This window comes from Kitasatospora sp. NPDC015120 (genome assembly GCF_043080305.1).
In the GTDB taxonomy this organism is placed as follows: Bacteria; Actinomycetota; Actinomycetes; order Streptomycetales; family Streptomycetaceae; genus Kitasatospora.
Window position 1 is genome coordinate 668,916 of record NZ_JBIBVJ010000002.1, and the last position, 26,721, is coordinate 695,636.

Sequence of the window (26,721 nt, forward strand, 5' to 3'; positions counted from 1 at the left end):
CCGCACCCGGCCGCGCCGTCCCCGCCCGGCCGGTTCCGCTCGTTCACCATTTGAAAAAGCACATCTTGTCCACTACGTCCCCGAACGGGACGATGAGGATGGACGTACCGCACGCAATCCCTCCCCCTGTCAGCCAACAGCCTTGTCCGGGCCACCCGCGAAACCCTCACCCATGCGCGGCCGGGCAGAACGAGAGGTGTCGGTGCCATGCAGCACAGCACAGTCCAGGGCCACCTGACCATGAACCTCGTGGTCTCGGCCGAGCTCACCTTCCGCATCGTGGTCGACCTCGACTACGACCCCGCCGACCCCTACGCGGTCCGCTTCACCTTCCACCTGCCCGGCGACGAGCCGGTCACCTGGGTCTTCGCCCGCGAGCTGCTGCTCGACGGGCTGGCCCGCCCGTCCGGTGAGGGTGACGTGCACATCCACCCGGTCGGCGGTGAGCTCGGAGAGGTCTGCCTGGTGCTGTGCTCCCCCGAGGGCGACGCCGTGCTGCGCGGCGCCGCGCCGCCGCTGATCGCCTTCCTGGCCCGGACCGACCGCCTGGTGCCGATCGGCGAGGAGGCCGCCGCCGGCGACCTCGACGCCCAGCTCGACCTCATCCTGCGCGGCCACGAGAACGCCGGGTGAGCCGCCGGCGGGCGCAGGACGCGGACCGAAAGGGGCCCGTACCCGGGTGTTCCACCGGGTACGGGCCCCTACCGCACGGGCCGGCGCGGGCCCGGCTCAGTCCTCGTCGAGGGCGAGGCTGAGGCCCCAGGAGACCAGGCTGACGATCAGCGCGCCGAACAGCGCCGACCAGAAGCCGTCGACCGAGAAGTCCAGGCTGAGCTTGTCCGAGGCCCAGGAGGTCAGCCAGAGCATCAGCGCGTTCACGACGAAGGTGAACAGGCCCAGGGTGAGGATGAACAGGGGGAGCGAGAACAGCTGGACCACCGGCTTGATGAGCCAGTTGACCACGCCGAAGACCAGCGCCACGGCGAGCACCGTGAGCGTCTTGTGCTTCCAGTCGTCACCGGTGAGCGTGATTCCGGGGACGATCCAGGCGGCGACCCAGATGGCCGCCGCGTTGATCAGTGTCTTGAGGACGAAACCTTTCATGAGGTCAGCGTCCCAGGTCGGTCAAGGGGAGGCGACGTCCCGTCCGGCGTGGTGGTGTTGAATGCCGGTGGGCCGAGGCCGCACGAGGAGGGGTGCCCCATGAAGCTGTTCCGGCTGGACCGACTGGACGCCGAGCGCGCCGCCAACGACGGCGCGTACCTGCGCTTCCTGCGCGAGCCGCGGATGTCCGCGGGGCTGTACGCGCTCTCCCCCGGTGACACCGACACCCAGACCGCGCACGACCAGGACGAGATCTACCAGGTGATCAGCGGCCGGGCCGAACTGACGGTCGGGGACGAGACGGCCGCGGTGGGCCGGGGCACCGTGGTCTACGTCCCGGCCGGGACGCCGCACCGCTTCCACCACATCACCGAGGAACTGCGGGTGCTGGTGGTGTTCTCGCCGCCGGAGGACTGATCCCCGGCCCCGCGGACGGCCCGTTAGGGTCGGGGCATGAGCAGCCTGAGCCTGACCGAAGAACTCTGGGCGGCGATCGAGCCGGTCTACGCCGAGATCCTCGACCACCCCTTCATCGCCGGACTGACCGACGGCACCCTGCCGCGCGAGGCGTTCCGCCACTTCGTCGTCCAGGACTCGCACTACCTGCGCGACTACGCCCGTGCGCTGGCCGTCTGCGCGGCCAGGGCGCCCGGCGAGGAGGAGGTGCGGGCCTTCGCCGACGACGCGATCGGCGCGCTGGCCGCCGAGCAGGGGATGCACGCCGAGTTCCTGGACGCCTTCGGCGACACCGCCGAGGCCGCCGCCGCCGAGCCGGTGCTGCCCACCACCCGCGCGTACACCAGCTACCTGCTCGCCACCGTCTACGGCGGCTCCTTCGCGGAGGCGGTCGGCGCGGTGCTGCCCTGCTACTGGATCTACGCCCGGGTCGGCGAGCGGCTGCTCGCCGAGGGTTCCCCCGACCCGCTGTACGCGAAGTGGATCTCCACCTACGGCGACGAGGCGTTCCAGTCGGTGGTGCGCCGGGTGCTGGCGCTGACCGACCGGCTCGGCGAGGAGATCTCCCCCGCCGAACGGCGCCGGGTGACCGAGCACTTCGTCACCACCTCGCGCTACGAGTGGATGTTCTGGGACGCCGCCTGGCGCGGGGAGACCTGGCCGGTCTGAGCCCGCCGCGAGGGCGCCGCGAGGGCGCTGCGGTGGCCGTGCCGGAGGCCTCGCCGGGGTCCGGGCCGGGGGCGTTCCCCGAGGTCGGGGCGGGGGTTCACCCGGGGGCCGGGGTCGGGGGGATCTCCGGGTTCTCTCGGGGCCGTTGGACCTCGTTCCGTCCCTTGCGCCACCGTACGATCGATGTACCGAAAGCGAACGGGATGCGGCACCGGACGGCAGCCGACCCCCTGGGGAAGAAGGAACGGACATGGCTGAGCTCTGGAAGTCGCTGCCCTCGTGGGTGCGGAACATCGTCGTGCCGGTGCTGGTGCTGATACTCGCCTGGAACCTGCTGGTGTTCGTCTTCGGCGTGGTCGGCGCACTGCTGGCCTTCGCCGTGAAGGCGCTGGTGGTGGTCGGCATCGCGGCCGCCGTGGTGGTCCTGGTGAAGAAGGCCGCCAGGAACTAGGACTCCGGGACCCGGTGCCCGCGCTCCCCCGGGGGAGCGCGGGCACCGGGCGTTTCCGGGGGCGTTCAGGCGGTGCCGCGCAGGAACGCGTCGAGGTCCCGGTGCGGGCGCCAGCCCTGGGAACGGGCGCGGGCGAGGTCCAGCACCACGCTGCGGGAGAGCTGGTCCACCGCGTACGGGGTCAGGCCGGGGAGCCGTCCGGTGCGGGCGGCCAGCCGGGCCAGCGGCGCCGGGACGTGCTGGATCCGGGCGCTCACCCCGTGCGCGGCCAGCACCGCGCGGACCGCCTCGTCGCGCCGGTAGGGGCGGGCGTCGGCGATGTTGTAGGCGACCGGCGTCCACGGGCGGTCGCCGGTGCGGCCCGCGCCGACCGCGGACAGACAGGCGTCGGCGAGGTTCTGCACGGCGGTGAGGCTCAGCCGGACGTCGCCGCCGGGCAGCAGCAGCCGCCCGTGCCGCACCCGTTCCAGCAGCCGGGGCACCAGGTGCGGATCGCCCGGACCGTAGACGGCGCGCGGGCGCAGCACCACGGCGCCCGCCGCCAGCGCGAGCCGTTCGCCGGCGGCCTTGGTGCGGCCGTACGCGTTGAGGTGGCCGCTGCCGGTGGGGTGGTGCTCCCGCACGCAGCCGCGCCCGAGCCGGGGGTCGTAGACGCTGGCGCTGGAGACCCAGGCGAGCGGCCGGTCCCCGGCGGCGCGCAGCAGACGTTCGGTGCCGGTGACGTTGACGGCGTGCTGGCCGGCCTCGGCCTCGGCCCCTGGTGGCAGGTCGGCGACGGCGGCGGCGCAGTGCACCACCGCGTCGGCGCCGGTGAAGTCGGGCTCGCCGGTGGTGGCGTCCCAGGGGACGTGCCGGCCGGCCGGGCCGGGGCGGCGGCCGTAGCAGAGCACGTCGTGGCCGGCGGCGAGGGCGGCCCGCACGACGTGCGAGCCGCAGAAGCCGCTGGCGCCGGTGACGGCGATCCGCATCGAGGTCTCCTCGGTCAGGGCGGGGACCCGGCGGGGGTCCGGGTGGCGCGCAGGGTGAGTTCGGCCCAGCCGGGCAGGGCGGACCGGCGGTCGGCGCGGGCGCCGGTGACCACCGGGGCATACGGCGCGAGCGCCAGCAGCAGGTCGGTGAGCAGGGCCCGGGCGAGCCCGGCGCCGGGGCAGGCGTGCGGGCCGGCGCCGAACACCGCCTGGGCGGCGGCGGGCCCGGGGGACGGCCCGGGGCGGTGCGCCCCGGCGGCGTGCCGGGCGACCAGGACCAGCCGGTCGCCCCGGCGGACGGGGCGCCCGGCCAGTTCGGCGTCGGCGGCGGCCACCCGGGGGAGCAGCGGCGAGGGGGCGGTGAGCCGGAGCAGTTCGGCGGCCAGCGCGGGCGCGCCGGCGAGGTCCGCGCAGGGCCAGAGCCCGGCGTCCGCGCACCAGGCGGCGGCCCGGGGGAGGGCGGCGACGGTGGTGTTGACGGCGGCCACCGCGAGCACGGCGTCCCGGGGGCGGGGCAGCAGGGCGGCCAGGTCGGCGGCGCGCGCGGCGGCCGTGCGGGCGGCGCCGCGCGGGCGCGGGCCGGGCAGGTGGTCGCGGGCGGCGGCCGCGGCGGTCTCGGCGGCGGCGCGGGCCAGGGCGTGCGGGCAGCCGGCCGAGCCGGTCAGCGCGGCGGCCGTCACCCCGGCCAGTTCGCGGGCCAGGGCGACGAGTTCGAGCTCGCCGGTGGCGAGCCGCGGGATCCGGGCGTCGAGCACCGCCTGCCAGCGGGGGCACAGCCGGTCCACCGCCCCCGCGTCCAGGCCGGCCGCCAGCTCCCGCCGGGCGGTGCGGTGGCCGGGGCCCTCCTGGTCGAACAGCGCGCCGCCGTCGGTGAGGGCGGCGGCGGCGCCGCCGGTGGTGCCCGGGGCGGTGCGGTCCAGCGGGATCCGGGTGAGCGCCTCGCGGTAGGCCTCGGCGCCGTGCACCAGCACGGTGCGGCCGAGCCTGGCCACCGGGCGGCGGCGGGTGGCGGCGAGCAGCGCGAACAGCAGCGGGTGGCTGCGCAGATAGACCCGGCGGTCCCGGCGGCGGGCGCCCCGGTGCCGGCCCGGCTCCCGGCCGGTGCCGCCGGTCATATCGCCAACTCCCGGGCGCAGTGGGCGGATGCCGCCGCCCGGTCGGGCTTGCGGGAGCGGCCGGCCAGCGGCACCTCGCCGAACAGCAGGGCGTCCGGGCGGGCCGAGCCCATGCGCTCCAGCGGGCCGGCCAGCGCCCCGCGCAGCCGCCGGGGATCGGCGCCGGGCGCGGGCTGCACGAGGGCGACCAGCCGCTCGTCGCCGTTCCGGTCCGGAACGCCGACCAGCACCGCGAGTTCGACGCCCGGCAGGTGCAGGGACGGCTCGTAGAGGCCCGGGTAGATGTTCTCGGCGCGGCGCAGCACCATGTCCTTGAGCCGGCCGGCGAGCACGATCCGGCCGTCCGGGCCGAGCGCGGCGCGGTCGCCGGTGCGCACCCAGGGCTCGGGCTCCTCGCCGAGGTAGCGGTGCCGGACCCCGGGGCCGGTGAGCAGCAGTTCGCCGTCCTCGCCGAGAGCGGTGCGCACACCGGGCAGCGGGGCGCCGGCCAGGTCGCCGGTCCCGGTGAAGGCGCTCTTCTCGGCCTCCTCGACGGCCGCGGCCGGGAACAGCTCGGTGAGGGCGTAGACGCCCCAGGCCTGGTCGGCCCCGGCCTGCTTGACCCGGCGCAGCAGGGCCGCGTCGGCGGGCGCCGAACCGGTCCAGACCCGGCCGGTGAAGCGGGCCCCGGCGCCGAGCGCGGCGCGCAGCTGCGGCGGGGTGAGGTAGGTGTGGGCCGGGGCGAGCCGGTCGAGCTGGCGGGCCAGCGCGGCGGGGTCGCGGGCCGGCAGGGCGACGGCGGCTCCGGCGGTGAGCGCGGGGACCAGCACGAAGAAGGTGCCGCCCAGCACCACCGTGCCGGGCCGGGGGCCGACCAGTTCGGCAACGGTGCGCAGCCCGGCGGCCAGACCGCTGCGGGAGTGCACGACGGCGCGCGGGCGGGCGGTGGTGCCGGAGGTGAAGACGATGACGGCGTCGCCGTCCCGCCCGGGTGCGTCCCGTCCGGGGATGCTCGGCACCGAGGCGCCGAAGGGGTTGGTCCGCAGCCGGGGCGCGCAGCCGGGCAGCCGGGGCCCGAGCGTGGCGACCGGGCCGAGCGCGGCGAGCGGGGGCAGCGCGAGGTCCGCCCGGCGGGCGAGCGGGCGGGCCCAGCCGGCCACCGCCTGGGCGGCGGCGTCGGCGAGCACCAGGTCGGGCCGGGCCAGGGCGAGCCGGGCGGCGAGCACGTCGGGGCCGGCGGCCGGGTCGAGGACGGCGGTGCGCAGACCGAGCCGGTGGGCGGCGAGCAGGACGGCGAGGGCCCGCGGCCCGGGGCGGAGGGCGACACCGAGGGTGGCGCCGTCGTGCAGGCCGCGGGCGCGCAGGGCGACGGCGTAGGCGTCGGCGAGGGCGGCGAGTTCGCCGCGGCGGATCCGGACCCGGGTGGTGCCGGCCCGGGTGCGGTGCAGCACGGCGGGGCGGTCGGGGTGGACGGTGCGCAGGGCGTGGGCGAGCCGGTCGAGCACGGGGTGTCCTCGGGGTGCGGCGGATCGGGGCGGCGGTGCGGCGGACGGGGTCAGCGGACGTCGACGGCGCGGGCGCCGGCGCCCCGCTCCAGGTACCAGCGGGCGGTGCCGGCCACCCCGTACGCCCGGATCCGCCGGGTGGAGTTCTGCACCACCATGTCGCGGCGGTGCACGATCGCGGTGGTGTGCCGGCGGATCCGGTTGATGAACATCCGGTCGGTCGGTGAGGGGCGGCGCGGCATGCCGCCGACCGCCCGGTACAGCTCGGCGGTGATCGCCATGTTGTTGCCCGCGTGCATCCGGTACGGGGTGAGGTAGCCGTGCCGGCGCCGGTGCGCGGGCCGGATCCGGCCGAAGAACGCGCCGAGCGCGACCAGCACCAGGAAGACGGCGCGCCCGGCGGGCCCGTGCTCGTCGCGGCGGGCGGTGACCCGGCCGCAGACCAGTCCGCCGCAGTCGAGCAGCGCCGCCCTCGCGGCGGCGGTCCAGCCGGGTTCGGGCAGGCAGTCGGCGTCGGTGCGGGCGAGCAGGGTGGCGCCGTGCGCGATGGCGTGCCGGAACGCCGTGTCGACGGCGGAGCCGACGCCCTTCTCCGGCTCGACCAGCACCTCGACCGGGAACGGCGCCCGGGCGGCGAAGGCGCGGACGGCCGCCACGGTGCCGTCGGTGGAGCCGTTGTCGGCGACCAGCAGGGTGAAGTCCCGGTCCCGCTGGGCGGCGAGGGCGTCCAGGGTGCCGACGATCCGGGCCTCCTCCTGGTAGGCGGGCACGATCACCCACAGCTCGGTCACGACGCCTCCCAGACCATCGTCATCAGGCTGACGCCGCCGCCGAGGCCGACCATCAGCACCTTGTCGCCCGGAGCCAACGAGGCCCGTATCCGTTCGAGTTGGACGCCGATCGTGGCACTGGCGACATTGCCGAGCTCGGGCACGGTGACCACCAGCTTCTCCTGCGGCACTCTGGTGGCCTCGACGAAGCGCTCCAGGTAGGGCACGGTCACCTGGTGCACCAGCACCTTGGCGTAGTCGTCCCAGCCGAAGCCGGTGCGGGCCGCCACCCGGGCCAGGATGTCCGGGCCGATCTTCTCGAACACGGCGCGCAACTCCGTGCCGCCGCCCCGGAAGTAGCTGTACTCGTCACCGCGCGGATGGCGCGAGCCGCCGCCCGGGATGCCGCCCGCCGCCCAGTGCTCGGAGGCGGTCTCGGTCTCCACGTCCAGGATGCCGCCGCGCTCCACGGCCTCCACGACCACCGCCGCGCCCGCGTCGCCGAAGGTGTAGCCGGCGAAGCCCTCGCGGAACTGCCCGGCGCCGGCCGGATCGCGGCGCATCGCCCGGCTGGGCGTCTCGCCGGTGGCCACCAGGGCCCGCCGGGCCCGGCCGGCCAGGATCATCGCGCGGGCCAGGTCGATCCCGTTGAGGAAGCTGTTGCAGGCGTTGCTGACGTCGAACGCGTGGGCCCGGGAGCCGAGTTCGGCCTGCACGAGATGGGCGGTCGCGGGCTCGGCGACGTCCCGGGTGGCGGAGGCGAAGAGCAGCAGGTCGAGGTCGAGCGGGTGCAGCCCCCGGGCGTCCAGGGCGCGCCGGGCGGCGCCGACGGCGAGCGTGGAGGCGTACTCGCCCTCGGCGGCGAAGTGCCGGGTGAGGATGCCGGTGGCCTTCTCGAAGGTCCGTGCCGGCAGGCGCAGCCGGCCGCCGGCGGTGATCTCGTCCTGGAGCTGCCGGGAGGTCAGGCGGCGGGCGGGCAGACGGGCTCCGACGGCGGTGATGCCGACCCGCGCGGTGGCTGCTGGATGCATGTCCCCATGGTCCGTGCGCCCGGCCGGGTCCGCCTGAGTACCCGTACTCAGGCGGACGCGGCCGCTCTACCCAGACGGATCAGTGCCGCTCGCGCGCCGGACCGGCCGGTGCGGCGTCCGCGGGCACGGCGTCCACCGGGACCGTCTCCACGGGCACCGCGGCCGTCGTCGCCGGGGCGGCGGCGCCGTCGGGCCCGACCGTGGAGAGCAGTTGGCGGGCCAGCCCGAGCCCGGTGCCGCCCATCGCGAGCGCCTTGGCGAACAACTCGCCCATCCCGTCGGCCCCGTTGAGCAGCACCATGTGCTCGACGTTGCCGAAGGACTCCGCCGCGGCCCGCACGATCTGCGGCCACTGCTCGGCCAACTCCTGTGCCACCACGGCCTCCTGGTTCTCGGCCAGGGCGGTCGCGCGGGCCTTGATGCCCTCGGCCCGGGCCAACCCGATCGCCCGTGCGGCCGCGGCGTCGGCCAGACCGCGCGCCTCGGCCGCGGACGCCTCCGCCTGCCCGGTCGCCGTGGTCGCCTCGGCCTGCGCCAGACCGCGCACCCGGGTGGCCTCGGCGTCCGCCTCGGCCGCGACCCGCACCCGGCTGGCCTCGGCGGCCGCCTCCAGCTCGGTCTCCCGGGCCTGTGCCTGCGCGGCCGAGATCCGGGCGTCACGAGCCGCCTCGGCGGTGGTGCGGGTGTCGTACGCCCGGGCGTCGGCGGGCTTGCGCACGTCGATCTGGAGCTGCTGCTCCTTGCGCCGTGCCTCCAGCTCGGCGACCCGGGTCTCCTGGACCACCACCTCCTGCCGGGCGGCGGCGTCGGCGAGCGGACCGGCCTGCCGGGCACGGGCGTTGGCGGTGTCCCGCTCGGCCTGGTACGAGGACTGCTGGATCTCGCTGTTGCGGGTCGCCTCGGCCTTGCGGGCGGCGGCCTCCTGCTCGGCCTCGGTGGCCAGCCGGTCCGCCTCGGCCTGGGCGATCCGGGCGTCGCGCTGGACGGCGGCGGCGTGCGGGATGGCGAGGTTCTTGATGTAGCCGGTCGGGTCGATGATCTCCTGGATCTGCAGGGTGTCGATGATGAGCCCGAGCTTCTCCATCTCCAGCCCCGAGGCGGCCCGGGTCTCGCCGGTGAGCCGCTCGCGGTCGCGGATCATGTCCTCGACGGTGAGCCCGCCGACGATCGAGCGCAGGTGGCCGGCGAAGACGTTGTGGACGCGCTGGCTGATCAGCTTCTGCTGGTCCAGGAAGCGGCGGGCGGCGTTGGCGATCGACACCTCGTCGTCGCCGACCTTGAAGATCACCACGCCCTTCACCCGCACCGGGATGCCCTGCGTGGTGACGCACTCGACGTTCAGCTCGGCCTCGTTGAGGTCCAGCGAGAGCCGCCGGACCCCTTGCAGTCCCGGGGTGACGAGGGTGCCGCGCCCGGTGACGATCCGGAAGCCCAGGCCGTCGCCGACCCCCTCGGTGCGGTGCCGGGAGCCGGAGATGATCAGTGCCTCGTTCGGCTCGGCCACCCGCCACATGAGTTTGAAGAGCGTGACCCCGATGATCAGTGCCGCGGCAGCCGCCCCGGCGATGACGTATCCCATGGTTCAACTCCCCCTTCGGGCGCAGGAGATGCGCCGTTTCGGATTGTCCGCCCGGGTCGCGGCCCGGGGAAGGGAAGTGACATGACGTACCGTCACAAGGTCGTCACCGGACGGTCATCGGGGCGTCACGGCCCGATCGGCGCGACATAGACCGTCCTCGGCGGCTGGTACTCGATCACCACCACCGGCGTCCCGACCGTCAGCCGCTCGCCCGGCACGGCCAGGTAGGCGAGGAACGCCTCGGTGCCCTGGCGCTCCGGCACGTGCACCATCACCTCGCCGACCAGCCCCGCGCCAACCGCCCCGGTGACCCGCCCCGTGCTCCCGACCACGCCGGCCTCCTCGCCTCGTCAGCTACGGGGCCAGTCTGCCCGCCGCGGCGGCTCCGCGCCCCCCGTTCACCGTCCGCGCCCCCCGTTCACCGTCCGCGTCCCCCGTTCACCGTCCGGACCTCGCGGTTCCCCCTCCCGGACCCGCTCTGGACCTCCGGCGGTCGGCTCGCTACGGTGTTGGACGTCATGCGCGGGCAACACCGCCTGCGGACGCGGGAGCTCGGAGCACCGGGCTGAGAGGGCGCTGAACGGGACGTCGAGGGACGGACCGGCGGCTGCGCCGACCGCAGGAACCTGACCGGGTAATGCCGGCGTAGGGAGTTTGAGGTCCGATGACCACCTTCGATGCACAGCCGCAGTCTGCCCTCCCCCGGTCCGGCCCCGGGGCCGCCGTCACCAGCGCGGGCACCGGCTACCCCACCCCGGCCTGGCGCAAGGCCCACCGCGAGGGGTCCCGCCCCGATCTGCGCGTCCCGTACCGCGAGGTCGTGCTCACCAACGGCAGGACCGTCCCGCTGTACGACACCTCCGGGCCGTACACCGACCCCGGCTACCGCGCCGACGTGCGGCGCGGCCTGCCGGCCCTGCGCGACGCCTGGATCCGCCAGCGCGGCGACGTCGAGGAGTACGACGGCCGCGAGGCCCGCCCCGAGGACGACGGCATCCGGCACACCGCGCCGCGCGGCGGCGACCTGCGCAACCTCGACGCCGTCTTCCCCGGCCGCCCGCGCCGCCCGCTGCGCGGCCGCGACGGCGCCGCCGTCACCCAGCTCGGGTACGCCAGGCGCGGCATCGTCACCCCCGAGATGGAGTTCGTGGCCCTGCGCGAGGGCCTGGAGCCGGAGTTCGTCCGCGACGAGGTCGCCCGCGGCCGCGCCGTCATCCCGGTCAACGTGAACCACCCCGAGGTCGAGCCGGCGATCATCGGCACCAACTTCCTGGTGAAGATCAACGCCAACATCGGCAACTCCGCCGTCACCTCCTCGATCGAGGAGGAGGTGGAGAAGATGACCTGGGCCACCCGCTGGGGCGCCGACACCGTCATGGACCTCTCCACCGGCCGCAACATCCACACCACCCGCGAGTGGATCCTGCGCAACTCCCCGGTGCCGATCGGCACCGTGCCGCTCTACCAGGCGCTGGAGAAGGTCGACGGCAGGGCCGAGGAGCTGAGCTGGGACGTCTACCGCGACACCGTCATCGAGCAGTGCGAGCAGGGCGTCGACTACATGACCGTGCACGCCGGCGTGCTGCTGCGCTACGTGCCGCTGACCGCCCGCCGCAAGACCGGCATCGTCTCGCGCGGCGGCTCGATCATGGCCGCCTGGTGCCTGGCGCACCACCGGGAGAACTTCCTCTACACCAACTTCGAGGAGCTCTGCGACATCCTCGCGCGCTACGACGTCACCTTCTCCCTCGGTGACGGCCTGCGCCCCGGCTCGATCGCCGACGCCAACGACGAGGCGCAGTTCGCCGAGCTGCAGACCCTGGGCGAGCTGGGCCGGACCGCCCGCGCCAAGGACGTGCAGGTGATGATCGAGGGCCCGGGCCACGTCCCGATGCACAAGATCAAGGAGAACATGGATCTCCAGAAGGAGATCTGCGACGAGGCCCCCTTCTACACCCTGGGCCCGCTCACCACCGACGTCGCACCCGGCTACGACCACATCACCTCGGGCATCGGCGCCGCGATGATCGCCTGGTGGGGCACCGCGATGCTCTGCTACGTGACCCCGAAGGAGCACCTGGGCCTGCCCAACCGCGACGACGTGAAGACCGGCGTCATCACCTACAAGATCGCCGCCCACGCCGCCGACCTCGCGAAGGGCCACCCCGGCGCCCAGGCCTGGGACGACGCCCTCTCCGACGCCCGCTTCGAGTTCCGCTGGGAGGACCAGTTCAACCTGGCCCTCGACCCGGAGACGGCCCGCGACTTCCACGACGAGACCCTCCCGGCCGAGCCCGCCAAGACCGCCCACTTCTGCTCGATGTGCGGCCCGAAGTTCTGTTCGATGAAGATCTCCCAGAAGATCCGCGACGAGCACGGCGACGGGGCCACCGCCGTCGAGTCCGGCTACGACGCCGAGGCCCTCGCGGGCATGGCCGAGAAGTCCGCCGAGTTCGCCGCCCAGGGCAACAAGGTCTACCTCCCCCTCGCCGACTGACGTACGCACGCGGCCATGACGGACGCCGCTCCCGGAGGCTGAGCTTCGGGAGCGGCGTCCGGCGTTCTCCGGCTCGGTCCTGGTCGGACGCTGCTATATTCAAGGGTGTTGTTGGTCTTATATATTGGAGGCATGTATGAGCGTGACAACCATCGACCTGGACGATGACGCCCTGGCGAAGGCTTTGCGATTCTCCGGAGGCGCGACCAAGAAGGACGTGGTGAACACCGCACTCCGTGAGTACGCCGAGAGACACGAGCGTGCTGCCCGGCGTGCTCGGCACATGCAGGCTGCCCAGGAGTGGGACTACGAGGGCTGGCAGCAGCTCCATGACGCCGAGAAGCGGGGAGTGGAGTGATCCGGTACCTCGCGGACTCCACTGCCGTATGGCGCCTGCTTCGCGAGCAGCACCTGAATGATGCGTGGGGGGAGGACATCGACCTGCGCGTGATCGGGTCGTGTGCTCCCCAGCGCACCGAGTTCCGGCGTTCCGCCCGCACCCTCGTCCATTACGAGCAGATGGGCGAGATGTTCGCCGATCTGTACCCCGACGTGCCCCTGCCGAAGAACCTGTGGGGCTGGATCGAGTCCGCCCAGTTCCGGCTCGCGCAGAGCGGTGGAGCTGTCCGGGCGCTGTCCACCGTCGATCTGATGATCTGCGCCACCGCGGCCCACCACGGGTTGATCGTCCTGCACGACGACAATGACTTCGTCACCGCTGCTGGGGTGCTGACCGACGTTCTTCAACGCAACGTCCGCGACGCTCCGCGCTAGGCGTCCGCTCGGCGTGACGGGGCCCCGGCCCGGCGGTCCCGCCGACGGCGGGAGCGCCGGTGCGGAGGCGGTCGGTCAGGCGGCGTCCCCGGGGTACCAGCGGAGTTCGACGGTGTTGCCGTCCGGGTCCTGGACGTAGACGGAGGTGGCGTCGCCGCGGGCGCCGTAGCGGGTGACGGGCCCCTCCAGGACGGTGAAGGCGCCGGAGTCGATGACCTCCTGCCAGTCCAGCGGCTCGACGGTGAGACAGAGGTGGTCGACGTTGGACTCGCCGCGCGGGCGGGCCGTCAGGTCGATGATCGTCTCCGGGGTGATCCGGACCGAGGGGAAGGGGGCCCGGCCGGCCCGCCACTCGTCGACGCGGACCGGTTCCAGCCCGAGCAGTCCGCTGTAGAACTCCAGCGAACGTTCGACGTCGCGGACGTTGAGCACGAGGTGGTCGAAGGCCTTCACGCGCAGGGCGGTCATGGTGGCTCCAGTCGGGGTGGGCGCGGTCGGATGGTGCCCTCCACGATCCGCCGGACGGGCTCCGCGATCAAGGCCCGCTCCGTCGGCGTGCAGGGACCGCCACGGCGGGCATCGCCGCCGCGCTGATCCGCCGTGGTCCGGCGCCCTTCGGCGCCGGACCGCGCGCTCAGACCGGCAGGCGGGAGACCAGCAGACGGCCCTCCATCGTCACGCCGCCGTCCATGGCCACGGCCAGGTCGTCCGCGTAGACGTACGGGCCCGGGACGTGCGGCGGCATGCCGTCGTCGGCGTGCACCGCGCCGGTGAGGTACGGGATCGGGCTGTGTCCGTGCACGACGCGCGTCCCGCCGTAGGTGTCCAGCAGTTCGCGCACGGCCATCGGGCCGGCGTCGCCGCGGAAGGCGAACCGCTTGGTGAAGCGGCGGAAGCAGTCCCACCACTCGTCGACGCCCTCGTCCGCGAGCAGGTCGTGGACGGCGTCGTTGACCTCGGCGATGGACTCGCCGTACTCCAGGTACGCGGTGGTGTCGGAGTGCAGCAGCAGGTGGCCGTCCTCCAGGGCGATCGCCGGGAGCCGGGAGAGCCAGCTGATGTGGTGCCCCTCCAGGCGGTCCAGGTCGCTCTGCTGGCCGCCGTTGAGCCGCCAGACGGCGAGGAAGGAGGCGGTGCCGGCGGTGGACTGGACCGGCTCGTCGCCGTACCGGGCGGCGCCCAGGAAGAGCAGCTCGTGATTGCCCATCAGGGCACGGCAGTAGCCGCCGGCCGCGGCCGCCTCGGCGGCGAGCTGCATGACCAGGTCGATGACGCCGATGCCGTCCGGGCCGCGGTCGGTGAAGTCGCCGAGGAACCAGATCCGGGCGCGGCCGGCCGACCAGTGGCCGTCGGCGTCGATGAGGCCCTGGTGGCGCAGCTCGGCGCGGAGCTCGTCGAGGTAGCCGTGCACGTCGCCGACCACGTAGAGCGGGCCGGGCGGCTCGCCGGGGCCGGGGGCCGGGTACGGGTGGTAGGGCAGGCCGGGTTCGGCGAGCGGGGGGCCGAGCTCGATGGTCGGCGGGTCGTCGCCCTGCGCGCCGCTGCCGGGGCCCTGGTGGCCGCCGTGCGCGGGGGACGGGTGGTCGGTGAGGGTCGGCTCGTAGCCGTCGTGTCCGCCGTGGCCGCCGTGGCCTTCGTGACCGTTGGGGGCGTGCACGGTGTGGCCGTGCTCCGGGCCGGTGGCCGGCCAGTGCTGTTCGAGGTACCGGGCGCCGCCGTAGCCGCTGTAGGTCTCGGCCTCGTAGCCGCCCCCGGAGTAGCCGCCGGCGGGGTCCGGTTCGTAATAGGTGCCGTACGGCAGCACGTCGAGGTCCGGCTGGTGGCGGGGGCCTGAGTCCGGGTGTTCAGGCCCGGGGAAGCGGTCCTCGGGTGTCATTCGCCCATCATAGGAAGACCACTCTCCCGGCGTCGTCACCTGGTGGGTATCCAATCCTCCGGAGCGTCAGCCGGTCGGTCCGTCAGGTCCGTTTTGTCCCGACTCGGCAGGGGCGGGCCGCGCACCCGGAGGGGTGCGGCCCGGGGTCACACCTCGCCCGGCGGGCGGGGCGGGCTGACCGTGGTGCGCGGGCTCCGCCGTTGGGAGGAGGCGCGGACGATGAGTTCGGTGGGCATCAGGGTGCCGGGCGGCGGGCCGGTGCCGGCGGTGCGGAAGCGCGGCGGGAAGAGCCGGGCGATGTCGACGCCGGTGCCGGAGTCCACCCCCTCGATGGCGTCGATCAGCAGGTTCACCACGGTGGTGCCGATCCGCCGGGGCTTGAGCGACAGGGTGGTGATGGGCGGCTCGGTGGTCGCGTAGACGTCGCTCTCGCTGCAGCAGACCAGCAGCAGGTCGTCGGGCACCCGCAGGCCGTAGCGGCGGGCGGCGGCGAGCAGGTCGGTGCCGTTGGGGTCGAAGAGGCCGTAGACGGCGTCCGGCCGGTCGGGGCGGGCGAGCAGCCGGTCGGCGGCGACGGCGCCGGCGGCCGGGTCGTGCGCGGGGTAGGTCTCGTAGACCGGCTCCTGGCCGACCTTGGCGCACCAGCCGAGGTAGGCCTCGGTGGAGAGCCGGGTGTAGGTGTCGGTGCTGGTGCCGGTGAGCAGGCCGATCCGGCGGGCACCGGCCTCGGAGAGGTGGTCGAGGATGCCGAGCACGGCGGCCTCGTGGTCGTTGTCGACCCAGGCGGTGACCGGGCAGTTGCCCGGCTTGCCGTCGCTGACCACCGGGACGCCGGACCGGTACAGCTCGCTCACCAGCGGGTCCTGGTCGGGCGGGTCGATCACCACGGTGCCGTCCAGGGCGATGTTCCCCCAGACGTCGTGCCGGGAGGAGGCGGGCAACACCACCAGCGCGTAGCCGCGGCCCAGGGCGGCGCTGGTGGCGGCCCGGGCCATCTCGGCGAAGTAGGCGAACTCGGTGAAGGTGAACGGCTCTTCGCCGTAGGTGGTGACGGTCAGCCCGATCAGGCCGGACCGTCCGGTGCGCAGGGTCCGTGCGGCCGCCGAGGGGCGGTAGCCGAGGCGCTCGGCGACTTCGCGCACCCGGCTTCTGGTCTCGTCGGGCAGGCGGCCCTTCCCGTTCAGCGCGTCGGAGACGGTGGTGATCGACACTCCGGCGGCTGCTGCCACATCCCGGATGCCGGCCCGCTCCAGACGCCGTGAGGTGGTGGGACGCCGACCGCTCTGGTTGGCTGCTGCTGTCATGGCGGACCGATCGTATGGCTCCTGACAAGGGTCTGTGACCGGCGCATTGGGAGCCTGTGGAGATACGTTTCTCCATGAGTGAGCCCGTGTGCGCCCCTTCGATCCCCGGACGAAACCTGCCGGTTCACCTCTGACATGTGCCAAAGGAACCCGGCAGAATGGCTGATCTGCACCTGTAGCCCGACCGGGCATCTCACTCCTACGGGTGAGTGCGATCGGTATCGTTCGGGGCACCCGACCGGGGTGGACCGGATGCGTTCCGATCCCGGGCACGGCGGCGATCCCGGCCGTGGCGGGCGAACGCAGCGGAAAGACAGAAGGAGACCGACCGTGACCGCAGCACAGGGCCCTCGCCTCAGGCCGACCCTGGACGGCATTCCCACCTACAAGCCGGGCAAGCCCGCCGGCGCCGACGCGTACAAGCTGTCGTCCAACGAGAACCCCTACGAGCCGCTCCCCGGCGTGCTGGAGGCGGCGGTGGCGGCGGCCGGCAAGCTCAACCGCTACCCGGACATGGCCGTCACCGAGCTGACCGCCGTGCTCGCCGAGCGCTTCGACGTGCCGGCCGAGCACATCGCCACCGGCACCGGCTCGGTCGGCGTCGCCCAGTCGCTGATCCTGGCCACCGCCGGCCCCGGCGACGAGGTGATCTTCGCCTGGCGCTCCTTCGAGGCCTACCCGATCATCACCCAGGTCGCCGGTGCGACCCCGGTCCCGGTCCCGCTCACCGCCGGCGGTGACCACGACCTGGACGCGATGCTCGCCGCGGTCACCGAGCGGACCCGGCTGATCTTCGTCTGCAACCCCAACAACCCCACCGGCAACGTGATCCACCGCGCCGAGCTGGAGCGCTTCCTGGACGCCGTCCCGGCCGACGTGCTGATCGTCGTCGACGAGGCGTACATCGAGTTCATCCGCGACCCCGAGGTGCCCAACGGCATCGACCTCTACCGCGACCGCCCGAACGTCTGCGTGCTGCGCACCTTCTCCAAGGCCTACGGCCTGGCCGGGATGCGGGTCGGCTTCGCGATCGCGCACGAGCCGGTGGCGGCCGCCCTGCGCAAGACCGCGGTGCCGTTCGGCGTCACCCAGCTCGCCCAGGACGCCGCCGTCGCCTCGCTGCGCGCCGAGGACGCCCTGATGGTCCGGGTGGACGCGCTGGTCGAGGAGCGGAACCGGGTCGTCGCCGGGCTGCGCGCCCAGGGCTGGGAGATCCCGGACTCGCAGGCCAACTTCGTCTGGCTGGAACTCGGCGAGCGCTCGCAGGAGTTCGCGGCGGCGTGCGCCGAGGCCGGCGTGATCGTCCGGCCGTTCCCGGAGGGCGTGCGGATCTCGATCGGCGAGGTCGAGGGCAACTCGATCTTCCTCGCGGTGGCGGAGGCGTTCCGCAAGGAGCTGTAGCCCCGTCCGCGGTGCGCGGCGGAGCGGGAGGCCCGGTGGGGGCCGCCCGCTCCGCCGCGGCGTTCGCGGGGGCGTCCGGGCCCCGGCCGGCGGCCGCCCCGGGCCGCCCCGGGACGCCCGCGCGGGGCCGCGGCCCGAGCCGTACGCACACCATCGAGGCCCGCCCCGCCGGTCCGTCCGTACAAAACCGCCCGATAAGGTGTTAATCCAACATTCATCGATGGCCCATAGCCTCCCCGGGCTAGCCTCAAGCTGAACGCCATCGTCCGACCGGGAGGCGGAACCCCCGTGCAAGGCACTGTGTCGACACCAGGAACCTCGGCGGTGAACAGCGGCGGCCCTGGGGAGGCCTACCTCCTCGTCGTCGACGACGAACCGAACATCCGCGAACTGCTGTCCGCCTCGCTCCGCTTCTCGGGCTTCCGGGTCGCCTCCGCCGGGACGGGCGCCGAGGCGCTGCGGCTGATCGCCGCCGACCGCCCCGACCTGGTCGTCCTCGACGTGATGCTGCCCGACCTGGACGGCTTCACCCTCGTCGAGCGGCTGCGCGAGCAGACCAGCCGCGGCCTGATCGCCGGTCCCGCCCACGGCCACCCCGGCGACCACCTGCCGGTGCTCTTCCTCACCGCGAAGGACGGCGTGGGCGACAAGGTCCAGGGCCTCGCCGCGGGCGCCGACGACTACGTGACCAAGCCGTTCAGCCTGGAGGAGCTGATCGCCCGGATCCGCGCCATCCTGCGCCGCTCCGGCGGACCGGCCGAGGACGGCCGGCTGATCGTCGCCGACCTGCTCCTCGACCCGATAGCCCACGAGGTCACCCGCGGCGGCAGCGTCGTCGCGCTCTCCCCGACCGAGTTCAAGCTGCTGCACTACCTGATGGCCAACGTCGGCCGGGTGGTCTCCAAGGCGCAGATCCTCGACCACGTCTGGGCGTACGACTTCGGCGGCGACCTCTCCATCGTCGAGTCCTACATCTCCTACCTGCGCCGCAAGCTCGACTCCGGACCGGCGCACGGGCCCAAGCTCATCCACACCGTGCGCGGCATCGGCTACGCCCTGCGCCGCCCGCCGCAGGGCTGAGCACCACGGAGTGATCGTCGCCCCGTCCCGCCGGCTCGGCCGGCTGTCCCTGCGCGCCCGGCTGCTGGTGCTGGTGCTCGTGCTGGTCACCACCGGGCTGGTGGTCAGCGACACCGTCGTGCTCGGCAGCGTCCGCCACCAGCTGCTGCAGCGGCTCGACGAGCAGCTGGAACGCTACGCCGATCCGCTCGCCCGCCGGGCGCCGTCCCGGCTCAGCTGGCCGGACGCCAAGCAGCAGGTGCCGGCGGCCGGCGGCAAGCGCACCTCCACCCAGTACCTGGCCACCCTGCCCAGCCAGTACCTGGTGCAGTACCTGTCCGCCGACGGCAAGGTGCAGTTCGTGGTGCGCCAGCCGGTCTCCGAGAACGACCCGGCGCCGCAGCCGGCCGGCTTCGACCCCGCCAGGCTCGACCCCGACACCCCGTTCGACCTGCCCGACCAGCGCGGCGGCCGCAACCGCTGGCGGGCCCTGGTGCTGCCGGTCCAGCGGCAGAGCACCCCGGTCAGCCCCTTCGCCGCACCGGCGCCCAGCTCCGCGTACGTGATGGTCGCCGTCTCCCGGGAGGACATCGACGGCACCGTGGCCCGGCTGCGCACCGCCTTCCTCGGCATCGGCGGCGCCGTCCTGCTGCTGATCGCCGCGCTCGGCTTCTTCGCGGTGCGGACGGGGCTGCGGCCGCTGCGCCGGATCGAGGAGGGCGCCCAGCGGATCGCCGACGGCGACCTCTCCCACCGGATGCCCGCCCTCCCGGCGCACACCGAGGTCGGCCGGCTCTCCGTCGCGCTGAACGGCATGCTGGCGCAGATCGAGTCGGCGTTCGCCGCCCGCGCGGAGTCCGAGGCCCGGATGCGGCGGTTCGTCGCGGACGCCTCGCACGAGCTGCGCACCCCGCTGGCCGGCATCCGCGGCTTCGCCGAGCTGTACCGGATGGGCGCCCTGCCCACCGAGGCCGACGTGCGGCGCACCATGGGCCGGATCGAGAACGAGGCGGTGCGGATGGGCGCCCTGGTCGAGGACCTGCTGGTGCTCGCCCGGCTGGACGAGGAGCGCCCGCTCGACCTCGCCCCGATGGACCTGCGCACGCTCGCCGCCGACGCCCTGCACGACCTCACCGCGCTCGACCCGAGCCGCCCGGTCGCGCTCACCGGCCCGGCCGGCAGCGGCCCGCCCGGGCCCGCGCCGGTCCTCGGCGACGAGGCCCGGCTGCGCCAGGTGGTCACCAACCTGGTCGGCAACGCCGTCAAGCACACCCCGCCCGGCACTCCGGTGCGGATCGGCGTGGGCACCGACGACGGCCTCTGCCTGCTGGAGGTCGCGGACGCGGGCCCCGGCCTCACCGCCGACCAGGCCGCGCTGGTCTTCCACCGCTTCTACCGGGTGGACGGCTCCCGCAGCCGCAACGACCGGCGCGGCGGCGCCGGCCTGGGCCTCGCCATCGCCACCGCCCTCACCCACGCCCACGGCGGCGCCCTCACCCTGCACACCGCCCCCGGCAACGGCGCCACCTTCCGCCTGGAGCTCCCGCACCAGCGCTGAGGCCCCGGAGGATCACCGGGGGCCGTCCGGGCCGGCCTCCCCGTCCAGCAGGCCCCGGGCGAGCAGGCCGGCCTGGAAGCGGGAGCCGGCGCCGAGGGCGGCCATGAGCTCGGCGACCCGGCGGCGGTAGGTGCGCAGGGAGACGCCGAGCAGGCGGGCGCCGGCTTCGTCGGTGTGGCCGGCGGCGAGGGTGCGCAGGATGGCGCGGGCCCGGTCGGTCAGCGCGGGCGGCGGCGCGGCGCAGTCGGCGAGGCCGGTGGCGCCCTCCCAGGTGGCCCGGAACAGCGAGCGGACGCCCTCGACGACCTCCGGGGTGTGCACCACGGTGTAGGCGCGGACGCCGCGCACCGGGGCGCCGGCCAGGATCGCGGTGCGGCGGTCGATGACGATGGCCTCCCGGGCGATCGGCCCGTCGGAGATCCGGACCTCGATGCCGCTCGCGGCGATCCGCCGCAGCCGCCGGAGCGACTCCGGGTCGGCCAGGGCGCGCCGGCTGTACAGCTTGCGCATGGTCAGGCCGGGGACGACGCGCGGCCGCTTCCCCTCGCGGAAGGCCGCGTTGACGCCCGCCGACCAGGTCATCAGGTCGGCGGCGGCGACCAGGAACTCCTCGCGCGAGGCCAGGAAGAGGTGGCCGGCCCGCTGGACGAGCTCGTCCTCGCCGTGCAGGGTGATGATCCGATCGGTGCTCATGGCAGCAAACTGCCAGATCGGCCGGCGGTCCGGCGAGCCCGGGCGAGGGTGGAGGCCATGACGACTCCTCAGGCACCAGCGGCCGGCACCTTCCTCCTCGGCGGCGCCCTGCCGGTCTCCCGGATGGGCTTCGGCGCGATGAAACTGCCCTCCCGCGACTGGGAGGGCCCCGCCTGCGACCCCGCGCAGAGCCTGCGGGTGCTGCGTAGGGCGGCGGAGCTGGGCATCGACCACATCGACACCGCCTGGTTCTACTTCTTCCGCGACGTCTCCGCCAACGGCCTGATCCGGCAGGCACTGCACCCCTACCGGGACGACCTGGTGATCGCCACCAAGGTCGGCCCCGGCCGCGACCCGGAGGGCCGCTGGCTGGACCCGGCCGACCGGGACGCGCTGCGCGCGGCGGTCCACCGCAATCTGCGCGAGCTCGGCGTGGACCGGCTCGACCTGGTCTACCTGCGCCGGCTGCCCAGCCAGTCCTCGATCGCCGAACCCTTCGCCGCGCTGGCCGAGTTGCGTGCGGAGGGGCTGATCCGGCAGCTGGGCGTCAGCAATGTGGACGCCGTCCGGCTCGCCGAGGCGGAGGCGATCGCGCCGGTGGCCGCGGTGCAGAACCGGTTCAGCGTGCTGGAGCACGACGAGGCCGGTGAGCGGCTGCTGGCCGACTGCACCGAACGGGGCATCGCCTTCGTGCCGTTCTACCCGCTGGGCGGCACCGGCGTCCCCGACCACCCGGCCCTGCGCCGGGTCGCCGAGCGGCACGGCGCCACCCGGGCCCAGGTGATGGTGGCCTGGCTGCTGGCCCTCTCCCCGGCGGTCCTCGCCATCCCGGGCACCTCCTCGCCGGCCCACCTGGAGGAGAACGTCGCGGCCGCCGCGCTGCGCCTGGACGCGGCGGACCTCGCGGAGCTGGCGGAGCTGACAGCACCTGCCAAGTAGGACTGTCCGACCAATCCTGCGCCTGGTTTCCCCGCCGGACGGCCGGGAAGGGCCCCGCCCGTACGCGAAGGTCCCGCAACTCCCAGGAGATCCCCGGATGGCAGCGTCAGCAGCGTCAGCACCACGTCCCGAGGTGTCCTTCCGCCGGGATCTCTCGGAGTGGCGGATCGTCCTCGTCGCCTGGCGGCTGTTGGTGCTCCAGGCGTCCCATCCGGTGGTCGCGGCCGGGATGGACGCCCACTCCACCTACCGCGGCCACCCCTGGCGCCGGATCGAGCACACCCTCGGCAGCGGGCGGCGGCTCTTCCAGTCCGACCAGGAGCAGCTCTGGCGCGAGATCCAGCGGCTGGACCGGGCACACCGGCGGATCCGCGGCACCACCGAGGACGGCCGGGCGTACGACGCCCACGACCCGGCCACCCGGGCCTGGGTGCTGCTCACCCTCTTCGAAGCGGTCGCCGCCATGCGCGAGCTGAGCGGCGAGCCGTACACGCCGGACGAACTCGACGTTCTCTACCGGGAGTTCGCCGACATCGCGGCGGTGTTCGGGCTGCCCGCCGGGGAGTTGCCCGCGAGCGCCGCCGAACTGCCCGGCTACCTGCGGCGGACGACCGCCGAGCGGCTGGAGTTCACCGGGACGGCGCGGCACCTGCTGTACGACATGCTGCACGAGGCGCCCTGCCCGCGCCGGCTGCGCTTCCTCGGGCCGGCCGGCTGGCGGCTGCTGCGGTCGGCGGTGGCCCGGGTGGTCACCGAGCTGACCGTCGCGGACCTCCCGGCGCTCTACCGCGACCGGTTCGGCCTGGTCCCCACCCGGCGCGGGGCGCTGCTGTCCCGGCTGCTGCACCGCGGTGCCCGGGTGGTGCTGACCCGGCTGCCGGACCGCCTGCGCTACCGCGCCCCCGGCGTCCGCCCGCCCTCCCGGCCCCGGCGGATGCCGCGCCAGGACACCCGGCCGCCCCGGCTGGACCGGTTCTTCCGGGAGGTCCTCGACCAGACCGGGGACGGCTGGCTCACCGCCCGCGACCTGGAGGCGATGGCGCACAACGTCTGCTGGCAGCTGGAGCTGTCCGAGGACGGCGAGGCCCGGGTGTACGCCGCGTTCGAGGCGTGGTGGGAGCACCTGCGGGCGGGCATGGACGCCGACGGCGACGGCCGGATCAGCCGGGCCGAGTACGTCGCCGCGACCCTGGCCGGCTGCGACCGCGACCCGGCCTACCTGGAAGGCGGCCTGCTGCCCGCGCTGCGGGCGGTGTTCGCGGCGGCCGACACCGACGGCGACGGCCTGCTGGACTTCGCCGAGTACCGGGTGCTGTTCGGCGGCCGGCGCGTGCATCCGGCCGAACTCTCGCACGGTTTCCGGCAGTTGGACACGGACGGGGACGGCGTGATCACCGCGGCGGAGTTCCTGCGCGGCTTCGTCGACTACTTCACCGCCCGCGCCCCCTCCGCCTCCGGCACCCAGCTCCTCGGCCGCGCCTGACGGCACCGCCGGCCGGGCCGCGCCGCGCCCGCGGGGCGGGAGTGCGGGGAACGCCTGGTGGGGTCCGCGGCCGAGGGCCTAGGATCGTGGGCACGGCATCGCGTGTCGGTCACCGGCTGGGTGAGACATGGAGGTAGCCCGTGAGTGCCTTACGGAGGCATTCCGCACATGTCCGTGCAGTTCAATCACACCATCGTCCACGCCCGGGACAACCGGGAGTCCGCCGAGTTCCTGGCGGGGATCCTCGGCCTTGAGGTCGGAACGGCCTGGGGCCCGTTCGTCCCGGTGACCACCGACAACGGCGTCACCCTCGACTTCGCCGCGGTCCCGGCCGAGTCGATCGTCCTCCAGCACTACGCCTTCCTCGTCCCGGACGAGGTGTTCGACGCGGCCTTCGCCCGGCTCCTCGCGCAGGGCGTCGACCACTTCGCCGATCCCGGGATGAAGCGGCCGGGCGAGATCAACCACCACCACGGCGGCCGGGGGGTCTACTTCCTCGATCCGGCCGGCCACGGCATGGAGCTGATCACCCGCCCCTACGGCAGCCACCCGGCGCCGGGGGAGTAGCCGCCCCGGCGACGCCCCGCGGTCCCGACTGGGCCGCCGTGGATGATCCGGCGGCTGTCAATGCTACGGATCGTCCAGATCCGCCACCCCACCCGCCCGGCCGCTCGTTGTGGCCGGGCGGGTGCCCTTACAGACTGTGCGCACGGCATCGCCGCTGGTCAGTCGCGCGTCCAACACCACCCCGCCCCCGCCTCCCGCGTAAGGGTGATGGATACTGTGCTTGTGAACGTGTTCACGTTCACAAGCGGGCAAGCGTGCGCGCTTGGGCGGCGGTCCCCGGCTATACATGAAGTTTGTCCGATATGTGACCTCAGAGGGTCGGTTGGAGAGAGGGCGACGTGGAACTGGCAATCGCTCACGAGACCATCGCGCGATGGCAATTCGGCATCACCACCGTCTACCACTTCCTCTTCGTCCCGCTCACCATCAGCCTCGCCGCGATCGTCGCCGGGCTGGAGACCGCGTGGGTGCGGACGAACAAGGAGAAGTACTTCCACGCCACCAAGTTCTGGGGGAAGCTCTTCCTGATCAACATCGCGATGGGCGTGGTCACCGGCATCGTCCAGGAGTTCCAGTTCGGCATGAACTGGTCCGACTACTCCCGCTTCGTCGGTGACGTCTTCGGCGCCCCGCTCGCGATGGAGGCGCTGATCGCCTTCTTCTTCGAGTCGACCTTCATCGGCCTGTGGATCTTCGGCTGGGACAAGCTGCCGCGCAAGCTGCACTGCGCCTGCATCTGGATGGTCGCGCTCGGCACCGTGCTCTCCGCCTACTTCATCCTCGCGGCCAACTCCTGGATGCAGCACCCGGTCGGCTACGCGGTCGACCCGGCCACCGGGAAGGCCCAGCTCAACGACATCGCGCGGGTGCTGTTCCAGGACACCACCGTCACCGTCGTCCTGCACACCCTGACCGCGGCCTTCCTGACCGGCGCGGCGTTCGTGGTCGGCATCGCCTCCTTCCACCTCTGGAAGGCCAAGCGCAAGCCGCAGAGCGCCGACCCCAAGCGGGTCGCCGCGATGCGCACCTCGCTGCGCCTCGGCCTGGTGCTCGCGGTGATCGCCGGTCTCGGCACCGCGCTCAGCGGCGACCAGCTCGCCAAGGTCATGTTCCGCCAGCAGCCGATGAAGATGGCGGCCGCCGAGGCGCTCTGGGACACCAAGGCCCCCGCGCCGTTCTCGATCTTCGCGGTCGGCGACGTCGGCAAGGGCCGCAACTCGGTCGAGCTGGAGATCCCCGCGGCGCTCTCCTTCCTCGCCAACAGCGACTTCAGCTCCGCCGTCCCCGGCATCAACGACACCGCCGCCGCCGAGGCCGCCAAGTACGGCGGCGACCCCAAGGACTACATCCCCAGCATCTTCGTCACCTACTGGGGCTTCCGCCTCATGATCGGCTTCGGGATGACCTCCTTCGTGGCCGGCCTGATCGGACTCTGGACCACCCGCAAGAAGCGCTTCCTGGCCCCGGAGTTCCGCACCGGCGACGACGAGGTGCCGAAGCTGATGATCACCCCGAAGCGGGAGCTCGGCCCCCTCCTCACCGCGTGGAGCTGGCGGATCGGCATCCTCACCATGGGCTTCCCGCTGATCGCCAACAGCTTCGGCTGGATCTTCACCGAGATGGGCCGCCAGCCCTGGGCCGTCTTCGGGCTGATGACCACCGCCAGCGCCGTCTCGCCCAACGTGGGCGTCGGCACCCAGATCGGCGCGCTGTGCACCTTCACCGCGCTGTACGCGGTCCTCGCCGTCATCGAGGTCAAGCTGCTGGTGAAGTACGCCAAGGCCGGCCCGGCCACCGACGAGCAGCCGCCCGCCAAGGACCCGTCCCTGCGCGGCCCGGCCGCCGACGACGACGCCGACAAGCCGCTCGCCTTCGCCTACTGAGGCCCCCGAGGATCGATAGGACCGACACACCATGGAACTTCACGACGTCTGGTTCGTCCTGATCGCCGTTCTCTGGATCGGCTACTTCTTCCTGGAGGGCTTCGACTTCGGCATCGGCATCCTGACCAGGACGCTGGCCCGGAACACCACCGAGCGGCGGGTGCTGATCAACACCATCGGCCCGGTCTGGGACGGCAACGAGGTCTGGCTGCTGACCGCGGGCGGCGCCACCTTCGCGGCCTTCCCGGACTGGTACGCCACCCTGTTCAGCGGCTTCTACCTCCCGCTGCTGGTCATCCTGGTCTGCCTGATCGTGCGCGGCGTCGCCTTCGAGTACCGGGCCAAGCGGCCCGAGCCGCGCTGGCAGCGCAACTGGGAGCAGGCGATCTTCTGGACCTCGCTGCTCCCGTCCTTCCTCTGGGGCGTCGCCTTCGCCAACATCGTGCGCGGCGTCGACATCGACGCCGAGAAGAACGTCACCGGCAGCGTCTGGGACCTGCTCAACCCGTACGCGCTGCTCGGCGGCCTGGTGACGCTGTTCCTGTTCGTCTTCCACGGCTCGGTGTTCGCCGCGCTCAAGACGGTCGGCGACATCCGCGACCGGGCCCGGGCCAGTGCCCTGCGGACCGGACTGGCGACGGCGGCGCTCGCCGCGGTCTTCCTGGTCTGGACCCAGGCCGACCACGGCAACGGCTGGAGCCTCGCCGCCCTGGTGATCGCCGTGCTGGCCCTGGCCGGCGCGCTCGCCGCCAACCAGGTGGCCCGCGAGGGCTGGGCGTTCGTCCTCTCGGGCGCGACCGTCGTGGCCGCCGTCGCGATGCTCTTCCTCTCGCTCTTCCCCGACGTCATGCCGTCCACGCTGAACCCGGACTGGAGCCTGACCGTGACCAACGCGGCCTCCTCGGCCTACACGCTCAAGCTGATGACCGTCGTGGCGGTCGTCTTCACCCCGCTCGTGCTGCTCTACCAGGGCTGGACGTACTGGGTGTTCCGCAAGCGGATCGGGGTCCAGCACATCCCCGGGCACGACCCGGCCGCCGCCCTCGACAAGGCCTGACGC

General features: G+C 73.8%; 27 protein-coding genes and 1 riboswitch. Of the genes, 15 read left to right on the forward strand and 12 right to left on the reverse strand.

Annotation, left to right across the window (positions count from 1 at the left end; genetic code table 11):
- Positions 1-207: 207 nt before the first annotated feature.
- Positions 208-633 (forward strand): SsgA family sporulation/cell division regulator, encoded by a 426-nt coding sequence (locus ACF1AK_RS07745; protein WP_391497822.1) that lies wholly within the window; start codon positions 208-210, stop codon positions 631-633.
- Positions 634-729: 96 nt separating this feature from the next.
- On the opposite strand, the gene ACF1AK_RS07750 is transcribed toward ACF1AK_RS07745, so the two are convergent.
- Entirely contained in the window at positions 730-1,104 is a 375-nt protein-coding gene (locus ACF1AK_RS07750; protein ID WP_391497823.1) for a phage holin family protein, read from the reverse strand.
- Positions 1,105-1,203: 99 nt separating this feature from the next.
- Here ACF1AK_RS07750 and ACF1AK_RS07755 point away from each other — a divergent pair, with 99 nt between their 5' ends.
- The 3 genes from ACF1AK_RS07755 (at position 1,204) to ACF1AK_RS07765 (ending at position 2,680) form a co-directional block, all read left to right on the forward strand.
- Positions 1,204-1,521 (forward strand): cupin domain-containing protein, encoded by a 318-nt coding sequence (locus ACF1AK_RS07755; protein WP_391497824.1) that lies wholly within the window; start codon positions 1,204-1,206, stop codon positions 1,519-1,521.
- A 36-nt stretch (positions 1,522-1,557) separates the two neighbouring features.
- Positions 1,558-2,229 carry a thiaminase II gene (tenA, locus tag ACF1AK_RS07760; RefSeq protein WP_380294521.1) on the forward strand — a complete coding sequence of 224 codons (672 nt, stop codon included), beginning with the start codon at positions 1,558-1,560 and terminating at the stop codon, positions 2,227-2,229.
- Between the two features lie 250 nt (positions 2,230-2,479).
- The gene (locus ACF1AK_RS07765) at positions 2,480-2,680 is read left to right on the forward strand and encodes a DUF5326 family protein (RefSeq protein WP_391497825.1); all 201 of its coding nucleotides are present in this window, start codon (positions 2,480-2,482) and stop codon (positions 2,678-2,680) included.
- 65 nt (positions 2,681-2,745) lie between these two features.
- On the opposite strand, the gene ACF1AK_RS07770 is transcribed toward ACF1AK_RS07765, so the two are convergent.
- The 7 genes from ACF1AK_RS07770 to ACF1AK_RS07800 all read right to left on the reverse strand — a co-directional run bounded on the left by ACF1AK_RS07770 (position 2,746) and on the right by ACF1AK_RS07800 (position 9,959).
- On the reverse strand, positions 2,746-3,648 hold the full coding sequence (locus ACF1AK_RS07770) for an NAD-dependent epimerase/dehydratase family protein (RefSeq protein WP_391497826.1): 903 nt from the start codon (positions 3,646-3,648) through the stop codon (positions 2,746-2,748).
- A 14-nt stretch (positions 3,649-3,662) separates the two neighbouring features.
- A complete protein-coding gene (locus ACF1AK_RS07775; RefSeq protein WP_391497827.1) occupies positions 3,663-4,763 on the reverse strand; it encodes a cytochrome P450 in 1,101 nt (366 codons plus the stop codon).
- Positions 4,760-6,247, reverse strand: a complete 1,488-nt coding sequence (locus ACF1AK_RS07780; RefSeq protein ID WP_391497828.1) for a class I adenylate-forming enzyme family protein — start codon at positions 6,245-6,247, stop codon at positions 4,760-4,762. Before ACF1AK_RS07780 ends, ACF1AK_RS07775 begins: the two co-directional genes overlap by 4 nt.
- A gap of 50 nt (positions 6,248-6,297) precedes the next feature.
- Entirely contained in the window at positions 6,298-7,038 is a 741-nt protein-coding gene (locus ACF1AK_RS07785) for a glycosyltransferase (protein WP_391497829.1), read from the reverse strand.
- A complete protein-coding gene (locus tag ACF1AK_RS07790) occupies positions 7,035-8,048 on the reverse strand; it encodes a 3-oxoacyl-ACP synthase III family protein (protein WP_391497830.1) in 1,014 nt (337 codons plus the stop codon). The genes ACF1AK_RS07785 and ACF1AK_RS07790 overlap by 4 nt, the downstream gene beginning before the upstream one ends.
- Before the next feature lie 79 nt (positions 8,049-8,127).
- A complete protein-coding gene (locus tag ACF1AK_RS07795) occupies positions 8,128-9,627 on the reverse strand; it encodes an SPFH domain-containing protein (RefSeq protein WP_391497831.1) in 1,500 nt (499 codons plus the stop codon).
- Positions 9,628-9,752: 125 nt separating this feature from the next.
- Positions 9,753-9,959: a hypothetical protein gene (locus tag ACF1AK_RS07800; protein ID WP_350560485.1), complete on the reverse strand. Its 207-nt coding sequence runs from the start codon at positions 9,957-9,959 to the stop codon at positions 9,753-9,755.
- 202 nt (positions 9,960-10,161) lie between these two features.
- Positions 10,162-10,296, forward strand: a riboswitch (TPP riboswitch).
- Here ACF1AK_RS07800 and thiC point away from each other — a divergent pair.
- The 3 genes from thiC to ACF1AK_RS07815 all read left to right on the forward strand — a co-directional run bounded on the left by thiC (position 10,292) and on the right by ACF1AK_RS07815 (position 12,898).
- Complete coding sequence (thiC, locus tag ACF1AK_RS07805; protein ID WP_391497832.1) at positions 10,292-12,124, forward strand: phosphomethylpyrimidine synthase ThiC; 1,833 nt, start codon at positions 10,292-10,294, stop codon at positions 12,122-12,124. It overlaps the preceding riboswitch by 5 nt.
- Positions 12,125-12,260: 136 nt before the next feature.
- The gene (locus tag ACF1AK_RS07810) at positions 12,261-12,482 is read left to right on the forward strand and encodes a type II toxin-antitoxin system VapB family antitoxin (RefSeq protein ID WP_391497833.1); all 222 of its coding nucleotides are present in this window, start codon (positions 12,261-12,263) and stop codon (positions 12,480-12,482) included.
- On the forward strand, positions 12,479-12,898 hold the full coding sequence (locus ACF1AK_RS07815; RefSeq protein ID WP_391497834.1) for a PIN domain-containing protein: 420 nt from the start codon (positions 12,479-12,481) through the stop codon (positions 12,896-12,898). The genes ACF1AK_RS07810 and ACF1AK_RS07815 overlap by 4 nt, the downstream gene beginning before the upstream one ends.
- Positions 12,899-12,973: 75 nt before the next feature.
- On the opposite strand, the gene ACF1AK_RS07820 is transcribed toward ACF1AK_RS07815, so the two are convergent.
- From ACF1AK_RS07820 to ACF1AK_RS07830, 3 genes are all read right to left on the reverse strand, one after another.
- Complete coding sequence (locus tag ACF1AK_RS07820) at positions 12,974-13,366, reverse strand: VOC family protein (protein ID WP_391497835.1); 393 nt, start codon at positions 13,364-13,366, stop codon at positions 12,974-12,976.
- A 166-nt stretch (positions 13,367-13,532) separates the two neighbouring features.
- Positions 13,533-14,774: a metallophosphoesterase gene (locus ACF1AK_RS07825; protein WP_391497836.1), complete on the reverse strand. Its 1,242-nt coding sequence runs from the start codon at positions 14,772-14,774 to the stop codon at positions 13,533-13,535.
- Between the two features lie 146 nt (positions 14,775-14,920).
- The gene (locus ACF1AK_RS07830; protein ID WP_078879728.1) at positions 14,921-16,078 is read right to left on the reverse strand and encodes a LacI family DNA-binding transcriptional regulator; all 1,158 of its coding nucleotides are present in this window, start codon (positions 16,076-16,078) and stop codon (positions 14,921-14,923) included.
- A 330-nt stretch (positions 16,079-16,408) separates the two neighbouring features.
- Between ACF1AK_RS07830 and hisC the strand changes: the two genes are divergently transcribed.
- The 3 genes from hisC (at position 16,409) to ACF1AK_RS07845 (ending at position 20,096) form a co-directional block, all read left to right on the forward strand.
- Complete coding sequence (hisC, locus tag ACF1AK_RS07835; protein WP_391497837.1) at positions 16,409-17,479, forward strand: histidinol-phosphate transaminase; 1,071 nt, start codon at positions 16,409-16,411, stop codon at positions 17,477-17,479.
- Between the two features lie 324 nt (positions 17,480-17,803).
- Positions 17,804-18,559 carry a response regulator transcription factor gene (locus ACF1AK_RS07840; protein WP_391497838.1) on the forward strand — a complete coding sequence of 252 codons (756 nt, stop codon included), beginning with the start codon at positions 17,804-17,806 and terminating at the stop codon, positions 18,557-18,559.
- 10 nt (positions 18,560-18,569) lie between these two features.
- Entirely contained in the window at positions 18,570-20,096 is a 1,527-nt protein-coding gene (locus ACF1AK_RS07845; RefSeq protein WP_391497840.1) for a sensor histidine kinase, read from the forward strand.
- Positions 20,097-20,108: 12 nt separating this feature from the next.
- On the opposite strand, the gene ACF1AK_RS07850 is transcribed toward ACF1AK_RS07845, so the two are convergent.
- Positions 20,109-20,789, reverse strand: a complete 681-nt coding sequence (locus ACF1AK_RS07850; RefSeq protein WP_391497841.1) for a DNA-binding response regulator — start codon at positions 20,787-20,789, stop codon at positions 20,109-20,111.
- A 57-nt stretch (positions 20,790-20,846) separates the two neighbouring features.
- Here ACF1AK_RS07850 and ACF1AK_RS07855 point away from each other — a divergent pair, with 57 nt between their 5' ends.
- The 5 genes from ACF1AK_RS07855 (at position 20,847) to cydB (ending at position 26,718) form a co-directional block, all read left to right on the forward strand.
- Positions 20,847-21,728, forward strand: coding sequence for an aldo/keto reductase (locus tag ACF1AK_RS07855; RefSeq protein WP_391497842.1), 882 nt, complete (start codon positions 20,847-20,849; stop codon positions 21,726-21,728).
- A 97-nt stretch (positions 21,729-21,825) separates the two neighbouring features.
- A complete protein-coding gene (locus tag ACF1AK_RS07860; protein WP_391497843.1) occupies positions 21,826-23,211 on the forward strand; it encodes an oxygenase MpaB family protein in 1,386 nt (461 codons plus the stop codon).
- 168 nt (positions 23,212-23,379) lie between these two features.
- Positions 23,380-23,778 (forward strand): VOC family protein, encoded by a 399-nt coding sequence (locus ACF1AK_RS07865; protein WP_391497844.1) that lies wholly within the window; start codon positions 23,380-23,382, stop codon positions 23,776-23,778.
- Positions 23,779-24,116: 338 nt separating this feature from the next.
- On the forward strand, positions 24,117-25,661 hold the full coding sequence (locus ACF1AK_RS07870; protein ID WP_391497845.1) for a cytochrome ubiquinol oxidase subunit I: 1,545 nt from the start codon (positions 24,117-24,119) through the stop codon (positions 25,659-25,661).
- A gap of 31 nt (positions 25,662-25,692) precedes the next feature.
- Positions 25,693-26,718, forward strand: coding sequence for a cytochrome d ubiquinol oxidase subunit II (gene cydB, locus ACF1AK_RS07875; RefSeq protein ID WP_391497846.1), 1,026 nt, complete (start codon positions 25,693-25,695; stop codon positions 26,716-26,718).
- Positions 26,719-26,721 lie beyond the last annotated feature (3 nt).

Bases quoted from the DNA above. Each gene is read 5' to 3' on its own strand.
- ACF1AK_RS07745 (WP_391497822.1), top strand. From the start codon at position 208: ATGCAGCACAGCACAGTCCAGGGCCACCTGACCATGAACCTCGTGGTC.
- ACF1AK_RS07750 (WP_391497823.1), bottom strand. From the start codon at position 1,104: ATGAAAGGTTTCGTCCTCAAGACACTGATCAACGCGGCGGCCATCTGG.
- ACF1AK_RS07755 (WP_391497824.1), top strand. From the start codon at position 1,204: ATGAAGCTGTTCCGGCTGGACCGACTGGACGCCGAGCGCGCCGCCAAC.
- tenA (WP_380294521.1), top strand. From the start codon at position 1,558: ATGAGCAGCCTGAGCCTGACCGAAGAACTCTGGGCGGCGATCGAGCCG.
- ACF1AK_RS07765 (WP_391497825.1), top strand. From the start codon at position 2,480: ATGGCTGAGCTCTGGAAGTCGCTGCCCTCGTGGGTGCGGAACATCGTC.
- ACF1AK_RS07770 (WP_391497826.1), bottom strand. From the start codon at position 3,648: ATGCGGATCGCCGTCACCGGCGCCAGCGGCTTCTGCGGCTCGCACGTC.
- ACF1AK_RS07775 (WP_391497827.1), bottom strand. From the start codon at position 4,763: ATGACCGGCGGCACCGGCCGGGAGCCGGGCCGGCACCGGGGCGCCCGC.
- ACF1AK_RS07790 (WP_391497830.1), bottom strand. From the start codon at position 8,048: ATGCATCCAGCAGCCACCGCGCGGGTCGGCATCACCGCCGTCGGAGCC.
- ACF1AK_RS07795 (WP_391497831.1), bottom strand. From the start codon at position 9,627: ATGGGATACGTCATCGCCGGGGCGGCTGCCGCGGCACTGATCATCGGG.
- thiC (WP_391497832.1), top strand. From the start codon at position 10,292: ATGACCACCTTCGATGCACAGCCGCAGTCTGCCCTCCCCCGGTCCGGC.
- ACF1AK_RS07810 (WP_391497833.1), top strand. From the start codon at position 12,261: ATGAGCGTGACAACCATCGACCTGGACGATGACGCCCTGGCGAAGGCT.
- ACF1AK_RS07820 (WP_391497835.1), bottom strand. From the start codon at position 13,366: ATGACCGCCCTGCGCGTGAAGGCCTTCGACCACCTCGTGCTCAACGTC.
- ACF1AK_RS07825 (WP_391497836.1), bottom strand. From the start codon at position 14,774: ATGACACCCGAGGACCGCTTCCCCGGGCCTGAACACCCGGACTCAGGC.
- ACF1AK_RS07830 (WP_078879728.1), bottom strand. From the start codon at position 16,078: ATGACAGCAGCAGCCAACCAGAGCGGTCGGCGTCCCACCACCTCACGG.
- ACF1AK_RS07850 (WP_391497841.1), bottom strand. From the start codon at position 20,789: ATGAGCACCGATCGGATCATCACCCTGCACGGCGAGGACGAGCTCGTC.
- ACF1AK_RS07855 (WP_391497842.1), top strand. From the start codon at position 20,847: ATGACGACTCCTCAGGCACCAGCGGCCGGCACCTTCCTCCTCGGCGGC.
- ACF1AK_RS07860 (WP_391497843.1), top strand. From the start codon at position 21,826: ATGGCAGCGTCAGCAGCGTCAGCACCACGTCCCGAGGTGTCCTTCCGC.
- ACF1AK_RS07865 (WP_391497844.1), top strand. From the start codon at position 23,380: ATGTCCGTGCAGTTCAATCACACCATCGTCCACGCCCGGGACAACCGG.
- cydB (WP_391497846.1), top strand. From the start codon at position 25,693: ATGGAACTTCACGACGTCTGGTTCGTCCTGATCGCCGTTCTCTGGATC.